General features: G+C 65.2%; 15 protein-coding genes, 1 other RNA gene and 1 pseudogene. 5 read left to right on the forward strand and 12 right to left on the reverse strand.

Going from position 1 to position 15,849, the window contains the following annotated elements; translation table 11 throughout:
- Positions 1-47 precede the first annotated feature (47 nt).
- Entirely contained in the window at positions 48-722 is a 675-nt protein-coding gene (locus FLG15_RS04025; RefSeq protein WP_017157302.1) for a GntR family transcriptional regulator, read from the reverse strand.
- Positions 723-957: 235 nt separating this feature from the next.
- Here FLG15_RS04025 and FLG15_RS04030 point away from each other — a divergent pair, with 235 nt between their 5' ends.
- The 3 genes from FLG15_RS04030 (at position 958) to FLG15_RS04040 (ending at position 3,292) form a co-directional block, all read left to right on the forward strand.
- Positions 958-1,854 (forward strand): gallate dioxygenase, encoded by an 897-nt coding sequence (locus FLG15_RS04030; RefSeq protein ID WP_017157301.1) that lies wholly within the window; start codon positions 958-960, stop codon positions 1,852-1,854.
- Positions 1,855-1,864: 10 nt separating this feature from the next.
- Positions 1,865-2,224, forward strand: a complete 360-nt coding sequence (locus FLG15_RS04035; RefSeq protein WP_057679205.1) for a protocatechuate 3,4-dioxygenase — start codon at positions 1,865-1,867, stop codon at positions 2,222-2,224.
- Between the two features lie 66 nt (positions 2,225-2,290).
- Positions 2,291-3,292 carry a LysR substrate-binding domain-containing protein gene (locus FLG15_RS04040; protein ID WP_017157299.1) on the forward strand — a complete coding sequence of 334 codons (1,002 nt, stop codon included), beginning with the start codon at positions 2,291-2,293 and terminating at the stop codon, positions 3,290-3,292.
- Between the two features lie 177 nt (positions 3,293-3,469).
- Here FLG15_RS04040 and FLG15_RS04045 read toward each other — a convergent pair.
- The 7 genes and pseudogenes from FLG15_RS04045 to FLG15_RS04075 form a co-directional block, all read right to left on the reverse strand.
- Positions 3,470-4,950 (reverse strand): annotated as a pseudogene (locus tag FLG15_RS04045) (AMP-binding protein).
- Positions 4,951-5,154: 204 nt separating this feature from the next.
- Positions 5,155-6,624: an aldehyde dehydrogenase gene (locus tag FLG15_RS04050; protein ID WP_057679203.1), complete on the reverse strand. Its 1,470-nt coding sequence runs from the start codon at positions 6,622-6,624 to the stop codon at positions 5,155-5,157.
- An 82-nt stretch (positions 6,625-6,706) separates the two neighbouring features.
- Positions 6,707-7,534 (reverse strand): p-hydroxycinnamoyl CoA hydratase/lyase, encoded by an 828-nt coding sequence (locus FLG15_RS04055; RefSeq protein ID WP_008572593.1) that lies wholly within the window; start codon positions 7,532-7,534, stop codon positions 6,707-6,709.
- Positions 7,535-7,579: 45 nt separating this feature from the next.
- A complete protein-coding gene (locus FLG15_RS04060; protein ID WP_017159099.1) occupies positions 7,580-8,053 on the reverse strand; it encodes a MarR family winged helix-turn-helix transcriptional regulator in 474 nt (157 codons plus the stop codon).
- Positions 8,054-8,183: 130 nt separating this feature from the next.
- Complete coding sequence (locus FLG15_RS04065; RefSeq protein ID WP_057659524.1) at positions 8,184-8,588, reverse strand: EF-hand domain-containing protein; 405 nt, start codon at positions 8,586-8,588, stop codon at positions 8,184-8,186.
- Positions 8,589-8,789: 201 nt separating this feature from the next.
- Positions 8,790-9,512 carry a hypothetical protein gene (locus FLG15_RS04070; protein ID WP_057659521.1) on the reverse strand — a complete coding sequence of 241 codons (723 nt, stop codon included), beginning with the start codon at positions 9,510-9,512 and terminating at the stop codon, positions 8,790-8,792.
- 81 nt (positions 9,513-9,593) lie between these two features.
- Positions 9,594-10,499: an SMP-30/gluconolactonase/LRE family protein gene (locus FLG15_RS04075; protein WP_057679201.1), complete on the reverse strand. Its 906-nt coding sequence runs from the start codon at positions 10,497-10,499 to the stop codon at positions 9,594-9,596.
- A gap of 123 nt (positions 10,500-10,622) precedes the next feature.
- On the opposite strand from FLG15_RS04075, the gene FLG15_RS04080 reads away from it, so the two are divergent.
- Positions 10,623-11,732: a Gfo/Idh/MocA family protein gene (locus FLG15_RS04080; protein ID WP_150145575.1), complete on the forward strand. Its 1,110-nt coding sequence runs from the start codon at positions 10,623-10,625 to the stop codon at positions 11,730-11,732.
- Positions 11,733-12,225: 493 nt separating this feature from the next.
- On the opposite strand, the gene rlmM is transcribed toward FLG15_RS04080, so the two are convergent.
- The 3 genes from rlmM to FLG15_RS04095 are packed head-to-tail and all read right to left on the reverse strand — an operon-like array spanning position 12,226 to position 14,213.
- Complete coding sequence (gene rlmM, locus FLG15_RS04085) at positions 12,226-13,269, reverse strand: 23S rRNA (cytidine(2498)-2'-O)-methyltransferase RlmM (RefSeq protein WP_017157292.1); 1,044 nt, start codon at positions 13,267-13,269, stop codon at positions 12,226-12,228.
- A 36-nt stretch (positions 13,270-13,305) separates the two neighbouring features.
- Positions 13,306-13,866 (reverse strand): nucleoside deaminase, encoded by a 561-nt coding sequence (locus tag FLG15_RS04090; protein ID WP_039570775.1) that lies wholly within the window; start codon positions 13,864-13,866, stop codon positions 13,306-13,308.
- On the reverse strand, positions 13,866-14,213 hold the full coding sequence (locus FLG15_RS04095) for a hypothetical protein (protein ID WP_237377094.1): 348 nt from the start codon (positions 14,211-14,213) through the stop codon (positions 13,866-13,868). The genes FLG15_RS04090 and FLG15_RS04095 overlap by 1 nt, the downstream gene beginning before the upstream one ends.
- Before the next feature lie 296 nt (positions 14,214-14,509).
- Between FLG15_RS04095 and FLG15_RS04100 the strand changes: the two genes are divergently transcribed.
- Positions 14,510-14,585, forward strand: a non-coding RNA gene (locus tag FLG15_RS04100) — sX9 sRNA.
- 326 nt (positions 14,586-14,911) lie between these two features.
- On the opposite strand, the gene FLG15_RS04105 is transcribed toward FLG15_RS04100, so the two are convergent.
- Positions 14,912-15,841, reverse strand: a complete 930-nt coding sequence (locus tag FLG15_RS04105; protein ID WP_039570781.1) for a DMT family transporter — start codon at positions 15,839-15,841, stop codon at positions 14,912-14,914.
- Positions 15,842-15,849: the final 8 nt, after the last annotated feature.

The raw sequence follows: 15,849 nt of genomic DNA on the forward strand, positions 1-15,849 counted from the left end.
AAGCGGGATGCTTGGCACGCAGGGCATCGACGAGCAAAGCGCTCGTCTCACAGTCCCATGCTGTGCCGTTGCGTGTTGGCATGTTCGCGGAACAGCAATTCGGCGCGTGCGCCATCGCGTTGTTCGATGGCCGAGACAATGGCGCCGTGTTGCCTGTGCCCGTAAAACAGGTCGTCGTAGGCGAGCGCAGCAGTGCGTTGGCCGAACACGACGTTGACCGGGCTGACGAACGGCACCAGTGTGCAGCGTTCCACGGTTTCGGTCAGGATCGGCTTGTTGGCCGCCTCCACGATGGCGCGATGGAAACGGGCATTCATTGCGCCATACGCCTGCTCGTCGTCGGCACAGAGATTGCGGCTGGCCAGGATGCGGTCGCCTTCGCCCAGGCAGGCGTGCAAGGTGGCGAGCAACTCGGCGGCGGCGCCCCGTTCGGCGATGGTGCGCGCGGCCATGCCTTCCATCACTGCGCGCACCGCCAGTGCATCCAGGCTTTCCTGCTGGCTGAAGCGCCGCACGGCGTAACCACGGCTGCCTGCCTGCACCAGCAGGCCTTCCTGACATAACGCCGGCAGGGCCTGACGGATCGGCGTGCGCGAAATCGCCAGGCGCTCGGCCAGCGCGGCTTCGGTGACACGCTCGCCCGGCGCGAAGGTGCCGCACAGGATCAATTCGCGTAGCTGCTGAATCGCTTGCAATCGGTGGTTGTTCGCCATTGGCTCCATTCTCTCGCGCCATACCGCAGCGCACGTTCCTTCGACAGGGAAAACTTGCAATCACTTGTATAAAAACCTTGCGGATGAGATCGCTTGATGGCAATTTGGATCCCAAGGATACCGTTTTGGCAATCCGGAGTCGTTGGTCGTCCTTTGTTGGGATCCATTGCGTTGCAGATCCCCAATCACCCACTGACGCGCGCCTGCCCTGACCGGGGCCCGGCCCGCGTCGCAGGAGCGGAACATGGCAAGCATCATCGGCGGTATCGGAACCTCGCACGTTCCCACCATCGGGGTGGCCTACGACAAGGGCAAGCAGCAGGACCCGGTGTGGAAGCCGTTGTTCGACGGCTACACGCCGGTGGCCGCGTGGCTGGCCGAGCAGCAGGCCGACGTGCTGGTGTTCTTCTACAACGACCACTGCACGACGTTCTTCTTCGATCTGTATCCCACCTTCGCGCTGGGTGTGGGCGAGCGCTTTCCGGTTGCCGACGAAGGTGCGGGGCTGCGCAACCTGCCGCCGATCCGCGGCGACGTGCAGTTGCAGGCGCATATCGCCGAATGCCTGGTCAATGATGAATTCGACCTGACGGTGTTTCAGGACAAGCCGATCGACCATGGCTGCGCGGCGCCGCTGCCGCTGCTATGGCCGCATGTGCCGGACTGGCCGGGCACGGTGGTGCCGATCGCCATCAACGTGCTGCAGTACCCGCTGCCGACGGCGCGGCGCTGCTATCGCCTGGGCCAGGCAGTGCGCCGCGCGATCGAATCGTATCCGGAAGATCTTCGGGTGGTGGTGGTGGGTACCGGTGGGCTATCGCACCAGATCCATGGCGAGCGCACCGGGTTCAACAACACCGAATGGGACATGGAATTTCTGGACCGGTTCCAGCATGCGCCCGAGACCCTCACCGATCTCACCCACACCGATTACGTGCGCCTGGGCGGTGCGGAGAGCGTGGAGCAGATCATGTGGCTGGCGATGCGCGGCGCGCTGGATGGGCCGATCCGCAAGCTGCATCAGAACTACTACCTGATGACCACCACCGCGATGACCGTGGTGCTGTACGAGCCGGGCGAAGAAGCGGCTGGCGCGCCGCGTTCGGCCGATCTGCTCGCGCGCGCTGCCGCTGCGGCCTGAGGAGGTGCTGATGAATCCGCAAACCAAGGGCATGGAGCAGATCGGCGGTACGTACCTGTTCGATCTGCGTACCAGCAATCGCGCGCTGCGCCTGAACCGCTTTTTCTGGCACATGATCCGCGCGCCGTGGCGGGATCGTTTCTTGCAGGATGCAGAAGTTCTGATGCAGGAAGCCGAACTCACCGAGCAGGAGAAGGCGCTGATCCGTGCGCGCGACTGGCTGGGCCTGGTGCAATACGGCGCCAACTTCTTCGTCATCGAAAAATTCGCGCGCGTGGTGCGCATGACCAATCTGCAGGTCTACGCAATCATGCGCGGCGAATCGTTCGAAGACTTCATGCAGACGCGGCGTGTGCCCCATGCGCGCTGAGCTGGGCGCAGTGGCCGTGCGCCGCATCGTCGCGTTACCCGACTTCCCAACCCAAGGTCTTCCCCAATGACCATGTCATCCGTGTTCTTCGAACACCGCATCAAGGTGCGGCACCTGCGTGTCATCGAGGCGCTGGACCGACAGAAAAGCCTGTTGCGCGCCTCACGCGTCTTGAATGTCACCCAGCCCGCGCTCACGCGCGCCTTGCAGGAGATCGAAGAGATCGTCGGTGCGCCGCTGTTCGAGCGACATTCGCGCGGCGTTCGTCCCAATGCGATGGGCGAGGTGCTGGTGCAGACGGCGCATGTGGTGCTGGGGCAGCTACGACGCGCGCAGGACACCTTCGAAGGGCTGCTGCAGGACGATGCGCTCACGATCACCGTGGGCGCCTTGCCGGTGGCGGCCAGCGGTTTGCTGCCGGCGGTGCTGGCCGCGCTGTATCGCACCGAACCGACGCTACGGGTGCGCCTGCTGCATGGCCGCACCGATGAGCTGTTGCCCAAGCTGGCCGGTAACGAGATCGATCTGGTGGTCGGGCGGTTGTATCCGCTGGCCCGCTACGATGCATTGATTCGCAAGGTGTTGTACCAGGACCCGATCGCGCTGGTGGCGCGCAGCGACCACCCGCTATTTACCAATGGGCCGGTACGCATTGCCGAGGCGGTCGCGTACCGGCAGGTGCTGCCGACCCTGAGCCAGCATGTGGAACGCGACGTGGCGCAGGTCATGCGCGAGCATGGTCTTGCAACGCGCGACCAGTTGCGTTCCAGCTCGGCCAGTTTCACACGCGAAATCCTGCTCGGTACCGACAGCATTGCGGTGATGCCGAGCATGATGGTGGCCGGCGACATCGCACGTGGCGAGTTGCGTGCCTTCCAGCTGCAGCAGCCCTCGCAGGCACGCGCAGGAGGGGTGATCTATCGCGATGGCGCCGCAATCCACAAGCCCGGCGTGCGCTTGCTGATGCGCGAGCTGGAGCACCAGCTGGCCCTCATGGCCGAGCAGGGCGCGGTGTGGGTGGACGACCGCGTTGGCGAAGACGATGTATTGCTGGATGCGTCTGCGTGAGCGCATAAGGCTGGCGCAACGCGCAACGCTTGGCGATGCATGCTGGGTTGCATCGACGCCCAGGGGCCATTGAGCGTGGCTGCATACATCGGAACGTGCGCCGCGCCACAGCAACGGGCAGCCCAGGCTGCCCGTCGTGCCGTTGGCGGTGCGCATTCGCGCCCATGCGACGGCACCTCAGGTGTCACTGGCCAAGGTGTCCTTCAAGCGCGCTTTTTGTAATTTGCCGGTTGCCGTGCGCGGCAAGGCGTCCACCACGCGCAGATGCTTGGGGGCACCTTGTACTTGGCCAGGCGTGCGGCCAGATAGTTGCGGATCTCCTCCAGGTCCGGTGCCGCAGCGGCCGGCACGATCGCCAGATAACCTACCTCGCCCCATTGCGGGTCGGCCAGGCCGACCACCGCGCACTCGCGGATGTCCGGGTGGTCTGCGAGCAACGCTTCGATCTCTGCCGGATACACGTTCTCGCCGCCGGAAATGAACATGTCTTTCTTGCGGTCGACGACCCAGAAGAAACCGTCGGCATCGCGCTGCACGATATCGCCGGTACGGAACCAGCCCTGCCCATCGAGCACGTCGGCGCTTGCCTGCGGATCGCGCCAGTAACCGGGGCTGAGGTTGGGGCCGCGCAAGAGCAATTCGCCGGGAACGCCCGCTGGGCAGTCGTTGCCGTTGTCATCGACCACGCGCGTGCGCACCGATGGCGTCGCGATGCCGGCCGCGCCCAGCTTGTTGCGGATCACATCGCAATCCACCGACATGCCGAACACCGTGCCGGCTTCGCTCATGCCGAAGCCGCAGACCATCGGGATGCCATCGTCCAGCCAGCCAAGCAGATCGTCGCTGGCGTGCGGCGCGCCACCGCTGACCAATGCGGTGAGATGGCGCAGCGCTGCCGCATCGAAGCCGGGCTGTTGGCGAAATGCCTGCATCATCTGCGGCACGCCGACGTAATGCGTGATTCCCAGCGATGGATCGGCAAGCCAGCCCAACGAGCGTTTGGGCTCGAAGCCATTGGAGACCTGGATCGAACCGCCCACCGCCAGCGCCGAGCGCACATTGGTGACCAGGCCGATGATGTGAAACATCGGCGCTTCGCACAGAAAGCTGCTGCGCGCATCCACGCGTGTGGTGACGCCGAAGTTATGCGCGGCATGCCGCAGGTTCTGCTCGCTGAGCATCACGCCCTTGGGCTGGCCTGAAGTGCCGGAGGTAAACAGGATCAGGCTCACACGCTCCGGCGGAATCGATGGCGTGTCGGCAGGCTCCAGTGCATCGGCGCTCCCGATAAAACCTGCCAGGCTTTCCATGTCCGTGCGACCGGCAGCGACATCGTCGCCCAGCAGCACGCGCGGCTCTGCGCGTTGCAGTAGCGCATCGAGCTCGCTTGCGCTCAACCGCCAGTTGAGCGGGACATAGATCGCGCCGACCCGCCCGCAGGCAAAGTGCAGGGCCACCTGCCAAACCGAATTGCGCGCCAGCACCGCCAGCCGCTCGCCATCGACGCAGCCACGCCGACGCAGCAAGGCCGCCAGGCGGCCCACCAACGCATCCATTTCGGCGTACGTCCATTCCAGGCCCTGCACCAAATCGCGTGCGGCAAGCTGTTGCGGCGAGAGACGGGCGTGGAAGGCGATCGAGTCGGTCGGCATGGCCATGGCGCGGTCTTCTGGAAGAGTGGGAGGTGACTGGGTGTGGGTGCGGGTGCTGTGTGCGAAAGGTTGAGACGTCGCGCAAAAACGTGGTGCGCGAACGGCCGGTGCCGCCACACGCATGCCGGCGCACGGCAGGCAAGCAGTGTGCAATCGGTTGCTGGTGTGCATGCCAATACCCAGGCAGGCGCGCGTTGCTTGGGCTGTGCGCTAGCTCAGGTAGACGGTCTTGGTTTCGAGGAAGGCCTGCAGGCCTTCGATTCCGCCTTCGCGGCCGATGCCCGAGTGCTTGAAGCCACCGAATGGCATGCTGATATCGACCCACATGCCGTTGATTGCATGACTGCCGCTGCGCACGCGGCGCGCGATGCGATAGGCGCGTTCGGCGTCTTCGCTGTAGATGGTGCCGTGCAGGCCGTAGTCGCTGGCATTGGCCTTGGCGATGAGGTCGGCGTCGTCGTGGTAGTCGATGAAGCTCACCACTGGTCCGAAGATCTCCTCGCGCGCAATGGTCATGTCCGGCGTCACCTCGGCAAACACCGTCGGCTCGACGAAGAAGCCGCGCGACAGGTGCGCCGGGCGGCCTCCACCCATGACCAGGCGTGCGCCCTCGGCCTTGCCCTTGGCGATGTAGGACTGCACACGTTCGAGCTGGCGGCCAAGGGCCAACGGGCCCATGCCGGTGTCTGCCGCAAACGGGTCGCCCAGTTTCACGGCGCTCAATGCCGCGCAATACGCCTGCAGGATTTCTTCGCGGCGCTGCGCCGGCACCAGGACGCGGGTCAACGAGAAACACACCTGTCCGGCGATCGGCATGGAGTAGGGCACCAGGCTGGGCAGCACCTTGGCGAGGTCGGCATCTTCAAGCACGATCGCTGCCGATTTGCCGCCCAGCTCCAGGCCAACCCGTGCCAGACGCTCGGCGCAGGCAATGCCGATCGAGCGGCCGGCCTGGGTAGAGCCGGTGAAGCTGACCTTGTCCACGTGCGGGTGGCGGATCAATTGCTCGCCCACCTCGCAGCCGGCGGGGAGCAGGTTGAACACGCCATCGGGCACGCCGGCGGCGCTGATGCACTCGGCCAGGATATAGGCATCGATCGGGGTTTCCGGCGAGGGTTTGGCCACCACCGTGCAGCCGGCAGCCAGCGCGGCGGCGACCTTGTAGCACAGCAATACCAGCGGCGCGTTCCAGGGCGTGATGGCGGCGACCACGCCAACCGGCTCCTGCACCACATGCACGCGGCCACCATTGGGGCGCACGCGCGGTTCGACGAATGCGTGGGTGGCAATCAGATCGGCGTAGTAGTCGAATAAATCCGGCGCCTGCTGCGACGCGCGCCTGCTGAAGCCGATGGTGGCGCCCACCTGGCCGGTCCATGCTTCGGCCAGCTCCGGCATGCGTGCACGCAAGTGATCGGCCACCCGCTTGAGCACCACGCTGCGCTCTTGCGCGGAAAGCTGCGGCCAGGGGCCATGGTCGAACGCGCTGCGTGCAGCAGCGATGGCCGCTTCGGTATCTGCGTGCGAGGGCTCGGTGTAGCACAGCAGCGGTTGTTCGGTGTGCGGCGCGATCACATCGACAGTGCGATCGCCGGTGCTTGCGCGCCATTGCCCATCGATGAACAGGCCCAGGGGACTGCGCGCGGCGATCCCGCGCAGCGTTTCGGATAAGGCTTCCATACTCCCTCCTCGGTGCAGAAAACCACTGGCAGCGCCAGCGATGCACGCGCAACGCGCACCGCTTGGACGCCGTAGGACGCGCTTACGCTCGGTGCTTGCTGAGGTCGTACTCGCCCAGGCCAGGCTTGTAGCTCTTCTCGTCGATGAACTGACGGATGCCTTCCTTGCGGGCGTTGTTGTCGAACGAGTTGGCCGCTTCCTGCATGCGCACCAGGTAGTCTTCGGCCTCGTCGTAGGTCATGGTGCCGACGCGGCGTACCGCATCCTTGGCGTACTTGAGTGCGACCGGGTTCTTGCGCAGCAGCAGCTCGGCCACTTCGCGGGTGCGGGCTTCCAGGCGTTCCAATGGCACGCTTTCGTTGACCAGGCGCCATTCGGCAGCCTTCTTGCCATCTACCATTTCACCGGTCAGCGTCATCCACATCGCATCGCGCATCGACAGCAGTTCCACCGCGACCTTGGTGACGCCACCACCGGGCAGGATGCCCCAGTTGATTTCCGACAGGCCAAATTGCGCCTCATCGGCGGCAATCGCCAAGTCGCAGGCAAACAGCGGGCCGAAGCCACCGCCGAAACACCAGCCGTTGACCATGGCGATGGTCGGCTTCTGGTACCAGCGCAGACGACGGAACCAGCCGTACGATTCGCGCTGCGAGCGCCGCACGCCACGCAGGCCCTGCGCTTCGGTTTCGCGGAAATATTCCTTCAGGTCCATGCCCGCCGACCAGGCGGTGCCTTCGCCGCCGAGCACCAGCACGCCGACGTTGTCGTCGAACTCCAGCTCGTCCAGCACGTCCATCATGCGGCGGTTGAGCGCCGGGCTCATCGCGTTGCGCTTGTCGGGGCGAGCGAACTTCACCCAGGCGATGCGGTTTTCGATGCGAACCGATACCACGTCATGCTCGTTCAAGCGGCGTCTCCTTCGAGTCGTGAGAGTGCTGATGCGTTGATGGGCTCAGAGCGCTTCGGCCAGCGCGGTGTCTGGTACGGCGGCGCGCTCCAGCGCAGCGCTGGCGTTCAACTTGCAGAGCAGGCGCAGCAGGGTTTGTTGCTCGCCGGCCTGCAGGCCGGTGCAGGTGCGTTCGCCCGCGCGCGCCAGGCAGCCCTGTGCAACCAGCAGCGTGCGCTCGCCCGCGTCGGTCAGGTACAGGCCCTTGCTGCGACGGTCGCGGCCGGCAAGGCGTTCGATCAGGCCTTGCTCGGCCAGCGCATTGGCGATCTTCATGCCGGCGGCGCGATTAACCAGCAGCCGGTTGCCCAGCTCGGTCTGGTCGCAGCCGGGTTGATCGCGGATGTGGATCAACGCGGTCACGCGCGCCGGGGTCAGCTGCAGTTCGGCCAATTCCTGGCGCGCGGCGTGGCTGGAGGCCAGGGCGGCGAGTTGCAGCTGGTAGCCAAGGTCGGCGGCAAGTGAGAGGCAAGCGGTCATCGATCCGTCCAGATTGTATCCGTCAAATACAATCTAGCCGACCGAAGCGGGCGCTGCAAGAGGGGGCGAAAGCATGATGCGAAGCACAGTGCGCGGCTGCGTAGTAGCGCCGCGCCTGCCGTTACGACGATCAGCGAATCAGCCAGCCGGCGAGCTGTTCGCGGGTCAGGTACCCGCTGTGACGGGTGTCGAGCGCGTCGAATTCATCGGCCAGGGCAGGGTTGGCCTGCGCCTCCGCACGGCTGATGCGGCCATCGCCATCGGTATCCATGGCTTCGAAATCGATGCGATAGCTGCCGACCACGCTGCTGGGCTGGATCGAACGCACGATCACGCTGGATTCCCCGCGCGGGCGTTCCAGTTCGGTTTGATGGGTGACCTCGCCACTGGACAGCGGCTGGGTGCGGATGGCACTGGGCACGTCGATCAGCGGCATGCTGCTGGCCGGCGTCGTGGGCGCCTGTTGCGCCTGTGCGGCAGTGCAGAGCAAGAGCGACAGCGTGGAAACGAGTGTGGCAAGACTGCGGGTAGTCATCAGATCCCCCTGATGCGGAACAGCCCACAATCATAGGGCCTGGCGGCCTGTTGCGCTGGGCGTGACGGCGGCGCTGCGCTTGGCGGCCGGGATACGTTGCTGGAGTGTCACAAGCGGCGAACATGCCTTGTCGCGCTGCTGCGCAGTCAGCGTGAGGCGAGCACTGCGCATCGCATCGCGCAGTGCTCTGGTGAGCGCCACTCAGCCGGGGATGAAGGGGAACACGATCTTCAGCAACCCCTTCAGGCCGCCCTCCGCCGTGCTCGTCACCGCCTTGGCACCCAGGCTGTTGAGTGCCCGGCGCACGTCGTCCCAGCGCACCTGCGCGATGTCCTTCTTGAGCAGGTCCGACACCTCTTCTGCGGTGGGTGTGAGTTTCTGCAAAGCGCGCACGGTGGCTTGCGGATCCGGTTGCAGGTAGCCCCAGCGCTCGGCGATTTTCAGCAGCGTGTCGAAACGCACCGCGACCACTTCGCGGTTGCGTTCGTACACCGGCAGCGCACCGACATCCAAAATGGCTTGTTCGAACTGTTGCGCGTCGTCGGGGTGTTCGATGCGCACCGCCAAAAAGCCTTCCTTGCGGCTGCGTTCGCTGACATGTTTTGCGCCGGAGCGCAGATTGTCTTCGGTGAGCACGTTGGCGACGATCCGCTGCATCGCCGCGTCGCCCTCTTCGGGCACCAGCGAGCGCCAACGCGCATAGCCATCGCGCCGCAGCGCCTTGACCTTGGCCGACGTTACCCGCAACTGCAATGCGACCGCCGCGTTGGAGCTGTTGCGCGAGATGGCGCCATCGCGTTCGAGCAGCACGAAGATCAACAATTCCAGGTCACGCTTGGTCAGCGACTGAAACCCCTGCAACAGGGTCAGGCGCAGAAATTGGCTGCCGAAGGCGGCCGCGTCCTTCAATTCGATCGGTTGCATGGGGAGTCCTCCACAGGTGACCTGCAGCATGCCAGGACGCTGTTGCGCGGCCTGAGAACCAATGCGACGCACACGCCAGTTTCAGTGTCCGGTTTCGCGCCCGCGACGATCGGACCTGAACGTTTCAACTGCGCCACGATCCTGCAAGGTGACGAACACCTGCTTGCCATCGGCACCGCCGAAGGCCACGTTGCTGGCCTTGCGTCCCTTCAATGCAACCGTGCGCAGCAGCTTGCCCTGCGGCGACACCACTGCAATCTGCCCGGCATCGTAGCGGGCGATGTACAGATTGCCGTCGGCATCGCAGCGCATGCCGTCCATGCCGAAATCGGCAAAGCTGATCAGCAGCCGTTTGTTGCGCAGGCTGCCGTCGCTGCCACGGTCGTAGACCCACACCTTGCGCGACATGCTTTCGTTGACATACAGGTGCTTGCCGTCGGGGCTGACATCCAGGCCGTTTGGCGTGGTCATCCCTGCTTCCAGCAAGCGCACCGCGCCGTCGCGGCCGATGTGCCACAAGCGCCCGCCATTGTCCTTCCAGTTCGGATCGCTGGCGTAGAAGCTGCCATCGGGCGCCAGCGCCAGATCGTTGGGGCCGTCTGCTTCGGGCAACGCCGCAAAGGTACTCACCGCGCGCGTTTGCATGTTCACCTGCAGGATCTTGTGGCCGGTGTAATCGGCGACATACATGGTGCCGTCGCGAAAGCGGATGCCATTGCCGGTGCTTCCCGCGGGCAAGGTGACGAACACCTCGGCACGTGCGCTGCCGTCTGCCTGCAGCGCGATGCGCGCGATGGTGCCGTCCTTGCCCAGGTTCACCGCGTACAGCGCGCCATCCGGACCAGTCGCCGGGCCTTCGGCATTGTGTGTGAATGCGCCATCGCCGATCAGATCGCGCGCAACGAAGGGTGTGTCGGCAGCGATGGCGAGCGAACTGGACAACAGCAGTGCCAGCGGCAAACAGCGAAGATGGGCAGCGAGGGTCATGCGCAATGCTCCGGATGTGATCGCCAGCAGTGTGCCAGAACGTGCAGCGCGACCATGGCGGTGATCACACCCGATCAAGTAAGGTGCGCGAGCAGTACGCCCACACCCGCGAAGGAGGTTTGCATGTCCGTGGAATCGATCACACGTCGCCGCTTGCTTGCCGCCTTTGGCGGTGCAGGCATCCTGCTCGCTGCACCGACGTGGGCAGTGCCGAAGAAAAAGCCCGGAAAACCGCTCAATGTCGCGTTGGTCGGGTTGGGAAGTTATGCCAGCGAACAGCTCGCGCCCGGCCTGGCACTGACCAAGCATTGCAAGCTCGCCGGGATCGTCACCGGTACGCCGTCGAAGATTCCGCAGTGGCAATCCAAGTACGGCATCGCCGACCGCAATGTCTACAACTACGAGAACTTCGATCGTATTGCCGACAACGACGACATCGATGTGGTGTACATCGTCACGCCCACGCATCTGCATGCACCACTGACCCTGCGTGCGGCTGCCGCAGGCAAGCATGTATGGTGCGAAAAGCCGATGGCGATGCATGCCGGTGAATGCGAGGCCATGATCGCTGCCTGCAAACGCAACAAGGTGGCGCTGACGATCGGCTACCGCATGCAGCATGAACCCAATACGCGGCGCGTGATTGCGATGGCCAGCGAGAAACCGTTCGGCGCGATGCAGCGCGTGCGTGCCGAGGCCGGGTACAACGGCTACCAAGGCACCGCCAAGGCCGATCGCCCGTGGCGGTTGCGCTCGCAGTTCGGTGGTGGCGCGATGTACGACATGGGCGTGTATCCGCTCAATGCCGCCCGCTATACAACCGGCGCCGAGCCGCTGGCAGTGACGGCCAAGCGCTGGACCGACCGACCCGATCTGTTCGATGAAGTCGACGAGCACATGGACTTCACCCTGGAGTTTCCCAATGCGGTGCGCGCCGAGTGCAAGACCAGCTTCGGCAAGAACATGAATGTGTTGCGCGCCGAATGCGAGCGTGGCTGGTACGAGTTGTCGCCCTTCCAGAGCTACCAGGGCGTGACCGGCAGGGCCAGCGATGGCCGCGTGTTCGACGCCAAGGTGCCGCATCAGCAAGCGCTGCAGATGGACGAAGACGCGCTGGCGATTATGAACGGCGCACCATTACGTGCACCGGGCGAAGAAGGTCTGCGCGACATCCGCATCGTCGATGCGATCTACCGTTCGGCGCGCGAGGGCAGCAAGCGCATCGTGCTGTAAACGAGCCGGTTCCGGCGGCCAAGTGCCGCCGGGGCCACCGCAATAGCAAGCAGCGGCCCAGGGCCGCCAGGCATGGCAGCACACAGCGGCCAACACATATCCCGACTGTGGAGCGAGCAAGCGGCCAATCAGCCGCGGTGCGTCACGCCCGCAATCAATGGCCGACAGCCGCAAGCAGCACACCAGCGGCAACCCGCGGCCGCAGACATGTCGATTCAGTGAGAAGAGCAAGCGTCAATTTCGCAGAAGCGAGCCGCGCCAGTCGGGAAGCAATTTCTACTACAAGGCACGGGACAACCATCACGAGGATTCCCGCTGCACGCCTCAGGCGCGCTTCAAACGCTCAGAGCATCGCTGCAGGAATGATTCAAACGCTCAGTGAACGTTGCGCGGTGGTCGAAGGAATCGACGACAGCATACACAGCCGAACCGGCCAACTGCTTTTACGATTCCCGATTCCCGATTCCCGATTCCCGATTCCCGATTCCCGGCCTCACTCCCGCATCGCCAGTACCGTGATCTCCTCGCGATCGTGATACAGCTGCTTGGCGCGCACGATCAATGACTTTTCTGCCTGTTGCTCGAACAGGTCCAGGCATAGACGGGTCTCGTCCCAGCGCTTTTTCATCGGCAGCTTGAGGTTGAAGATGGTGTTGCGGCACCAGCCTTCGCGCACCCAGGTGGCCATGCGTTCGGCCACGCGGCGCGGTTGCTCGACCATGTCGCAGACCATCCAGTCCAGCGGTTGCGCAGGCTTCCAGTGAAAGCCGTCGGCACGCAGATGCTCCACCAGCCCGGTCTCCAGCACATGCTCGCGCAGCGGGCCGTTGTCCACGCTGGTCACGTGCACGTGCTGCCGCGTCAGTACCCAGGTCCAGCCGCCGGGCGCAGCGCCCAGATCGGCTGCGCGCATGCCCGGCTTGACCCGTGTGTCGCGTTCTTCGGGCGTGAGCAGCGTCAGCAGGGCTTCGTCGAGCTTGAGCGCAGAGCGCGAGGGCGCTTCCGGCAGCAACTTCAGGCGTGGAATGCCCAGTGGCCACGGCGCGCTGTCGGCGCTGTCGGCCATCGCCAGTACGGCGTGGTCGCCGTCGAGAAAACAGACGTGCAACCGCGGTTGGCGCAGTTGCGGCTTGTCGGTGAGCAAGCCGGCCTTGCGCAGGGCCGGGCGCAGCGCATTGCCGAAGCTGCGCGCCAGGCCCGCCAGCGGCTTGCCCGCGTCCGAATCCGGGTGTTCCACCCACAGATCGCCAAAGCGCTGCTGCCCGTCCAGCGCGGCCAGGATCGGCGTGATCCGGTCCTTGGGGTCGATGCCCTTCAGCTCGGCAATCACCACCAGCTTTTGCCGGGCGAAGATCAACTCGCGCCACTGCAGTTTTGCTGCAAGTTGCGCGGCGTCGTCGCAGACGAACAGCACATAGCCATCGTTGCGCTGGGTGCGCGCATAACCGGCGATGCCGACGAATGCCGCGCGCGCGCTCAGTTCTGCGGCCAGCTCAGGTTCGAAACCCTGCCGGCAATAACACAGCAGGCCGCTCATCGCTGCACCTGCCCGGCGCCCATTGCGCCTGCGACATCAATAATGGTCACCGCCGCCCTCGCCGTAGTTGCGCAGCACGGTACACGCCTGGTCGCGCAGCACGTCGCGCACCACCTCGATGCCGCGACGGGTCAGTTCGCCCACCCAGTCGGCCGGCAACGGGCCTTCGTCGAATTGCGTCAGCGCCATCACGTCGTCGGCGCGCGCGCCGATCAGCAGGCGATCGATGCCGGCCCATACGGTGGCGCCGTAGCACTGGCAGCACGGCTGCGCGGAGGTGGCCAGCGTCACCGGCGACAGCACATCGTTCAAGCGTGGCGTCTGCAGGCGCTGTTGCGCGAGCATGTAGGCCATGTTTTCGGCATGCGCCAGCGAGGTGGTCTGCGGCACCACGCGGTTCACTGCCGCGGCGATGATGCGGTGGTCCGGGCCGAACACCACCGCGCCGAACGGGCCGCCGCTGCGCTCGCGCACATTCATCCGTGACAGCTCGATCGCCAGGGCCACCTTGTCCTCATCGCTGGGATAGGCGCGGCTGTCGTCGACATGCGCGTGGATCCAGTCGGGCAGGGTGAGGTGGACGTGCGCGTAGAGCATCAGTGGACCATGTCTGTAGGGGGAGTGGCGGGGCGCAGTGTATCGGCCTGCGCGTCCTTTGCGGCACATTGGCCGGCCACGCACTGGCAGGCGCTGATCTCGCGGAAGCCGCACACGCTCATCATGCCGCCAGCCTGGCATTGCGCCAGCACGCCTTTGGGGTCGGTGGCGCTGTTGACGTTGACGCAGGCCGGAAACGCACCGCAACAGTTGCCGACATTCTTCACCGTGCAATCGGCATCGGTGCGGCAGGTGGCGGTGACGATGACCGCCTTGCCGGTTGCCGGGCCGCGTGTCGCGCCGGTCGCCGCAGGCGGCGTGGCGGTATCGGCCGGTGGTGCGGCCACGCAGCCAATCGACCCAAGACAGGCCAGCAGCAATAGCGTGCTCAGACACCGGGACAAAAGACGGGACATGCGGCCGCTCCGATCAGGATAGGTGAGCGGCCATGGTAAGCCCCGGATGCGCGGAATGTGGCGCGCGCAGGATCAGCGACAAGATCCCGCAATCCAGGTCATGCGCGCGTTGAGGCTGATGACGCTGGCGATGGCGTTGGGTGTGACCGGGACATGCCTGCAGTCTTGGAGCAGCTAACAAAACCATTGTGCAGCCCCATGCGGGCGCGGCCGATGCTCGAATCGGCACGTGCCACGCGTCCACTCCGGTTCCTCCGTACCGTCCGCACCCACCTGGCGACTGCTCGATACGTGTTGTCAGCCGCTCTTGGTGAAGTCAACGCCGTCTGCGCAGTGACCGGTGGCAGCGCGTGGCAAGGTCCAGTTGCTGCATGCTTTCGTCGCGGCGATCGCTGGGCAGATCGTCATCTAGCCGACCCGGAAGCAGCGTACAGAACACCTCGGCCGGAGTCGCCGCGTCCGAGATGGGCGGCTGCGGCGAGCAGGCCGCCAGGCCGATCGACAGCGAAAACACCGCGCCGCGCAAGATATTTGCAGGTGGGCGTAAGCATGGTTGCGGGAGGCACATGGCAGCATCGCTGGCTGACACAGCCTGCACTCTAGGCCGCCGCGTGCATCAGGTACCGGCGTCATTTCGCTTGCGCATGCAGTGCTGCGCACCACAGCACGCCGACCAGCAGGCAGGCGATGGCGGCCAGCTCCAGTGGCGTGGGCAGGCGCATTTCCCAGGCGAAGCCGTACAGCAGCGCAAAGACCGTCTCGAACACGATCATCTGCCCGACCAGGGTCAGCGGTAGCACGCGACTGGCACGGTTCCACAGCGCGTTGCCGATGATCGAGGCCAGGATGCCCAACAACAGCGACACGCCCCAGAAACTTGCCCACTCGAGCGGTGCATGCGTTGCACTGCCGATCAGGGCCACCGGTGCCAGCAACAACGCCAGTGCGCCGGTGACCACGCCGGTGAGCAACGACCAGTCGCCGCCGGACAGATCCGGGCGCCGCCGCAACCAGCGCGCATTGGCGATCGAATAGGCCGACCACGACACCAGCGCACCCGCCGCACACAGCAGGCCGGCGATCCGGGTCAGCCGATCGCTTGCCTGCTGGCCGGAGTCGTCCTGCACGGTATCCAGTGCCACCAATGTCACGCCGATCACGCACAGCACGCAGGGCGCGGCCAGACGTCGCAATTGCACCGCACCGGCGGCCCGCGTCCCGATCACGGTGACCACCACCGGCAACAGCCCGATGATCAATGCCGTTGCCGCGCCGCCTGCCCACTGCACGGCGCTGCCAAGCAGCACGTAATAAACCAGGTTTCCCATCAGGCTCAAGCGCACCAGCGCCCACCATTCGGCAGCGCCCAGCCGGGCAGCGGTCTGCCGCGCGCGGGGCGCCAGCAGCAAGGCCGCCACGGCGCCATACGCGAGATACCGCGCCACCGCCAACTGCAGCGGCGTAAAAGCGCCCAGCAGTTGCGGTGCCAGAAACACCAGCCCCCACAGCGCGCCTGCGCCGATTCCGCAGGCGACACCCACCATCAAGCGTTCACGCATCGTGCCGT

This window comes from Xanthomonas phaseoli pv. dieffenbachiae, from assembly GCF_008639345.1.
Classification (GTDB): domain Bacteria; phylum Pseudomonadota; class Gammaproteobacteria; order Xanthomonadales; family Xanthomonadaceae; genus Xanthomonas; species Xanthomonas phaseoli.

Bases quoted from the DNA above. Each gene is read 5' to 3' on its own strand.
- FLG15_RS04075 (WP_057679201.1), bottom strand. From the start codon at position 10,499: ATGACCCTCGCTGCCCATCTTCGCTGTTTGCCGCTGGCACTGCTGTTG.
- FLG15_RS04025 (WP_017157302.1), bottom strand. From the start codon at position 722: ATGGAGCCAATGGCGAACAACCACCGATTGCAAGCGATTCAGCAGCTA.
- FLG15_RS04030 (WP_017157301.1), top strand. From the start codon at position 958: ATGGCAAGCATCATCGGCGGTATCGGAACCTCGCACGTTCCCACCATC.
- FLG15_RS04040 (WP_017157299.1), top strand. From the start codon at position 2,291: ATGACCATGTCATCCGTGTTCTTCGAACACCGCATCAAGGTGCGGCAC.
- FLG15_RS04080 (WP_150145575.1), top strand. From the start codon at position 10,623: ATGTCCGTGGAATCGATCACACGTCGCCGCTTGCTTGCCGCCTTTGGC.
- FLG15_RS04105 (WP_039570781.1), bottom strand. From the start codon at position 15,841: ATGCGTGAACGCTTGATGGTGGGTGTCGCCTGCGGAATCGGCGCAGGC.
- FLG15_RS04070 (WP_057659521.1), bottom strand. From the start codon at position 9,512: ATGCAACCGATCGAATTGAAGGACGCGGCCGCCTTCGGCAGCCAATTT.
- FLG15_RS04065 (WP_057659524.1), bottom strand. From the start codon at position 8,588: ATGACTACCCGCAGTCTTGCCACACTCGTTTCCACGCTGTCGCTCTTG.
- FLG15_RS04050 (WP_057679203.1), bottom strand. From the start codon at position 6,624: ATGGAAGCCTTATCCGAAACGCTGCGCGGGATCGCCGCGCGCAGTCCC.
- FLG15_RS04035 (WP_057679205.1), top strand. From the start codon at position 1,865: ATGAATCCGCAAACCAAGGGCATGGAGCAGATCGGCGGTACGTACCTG.
- rlmM (WP_017157292.1), bottom strand. From the start codon at position 13,269: ATGAGCGGCCTGCTGTGTTATTGCCGGCAGGGTTTCGAACCTGAGCTG.
- FLG15_RS04060 (WP_017159099.1), bottom strand. From the start codon at position 8,053: ATGACCGCTTGCCTCTCACTTGCCGCCGACCTTGGCTACCAGCTGCAA.
- FLG15_RS04090 (WP_039570775.1), bottom strand. From the start codon at position 13,866: ATGCTCTACGCGCACGTCCACCTCACCCTGCCCGACTGGATCCACGCG.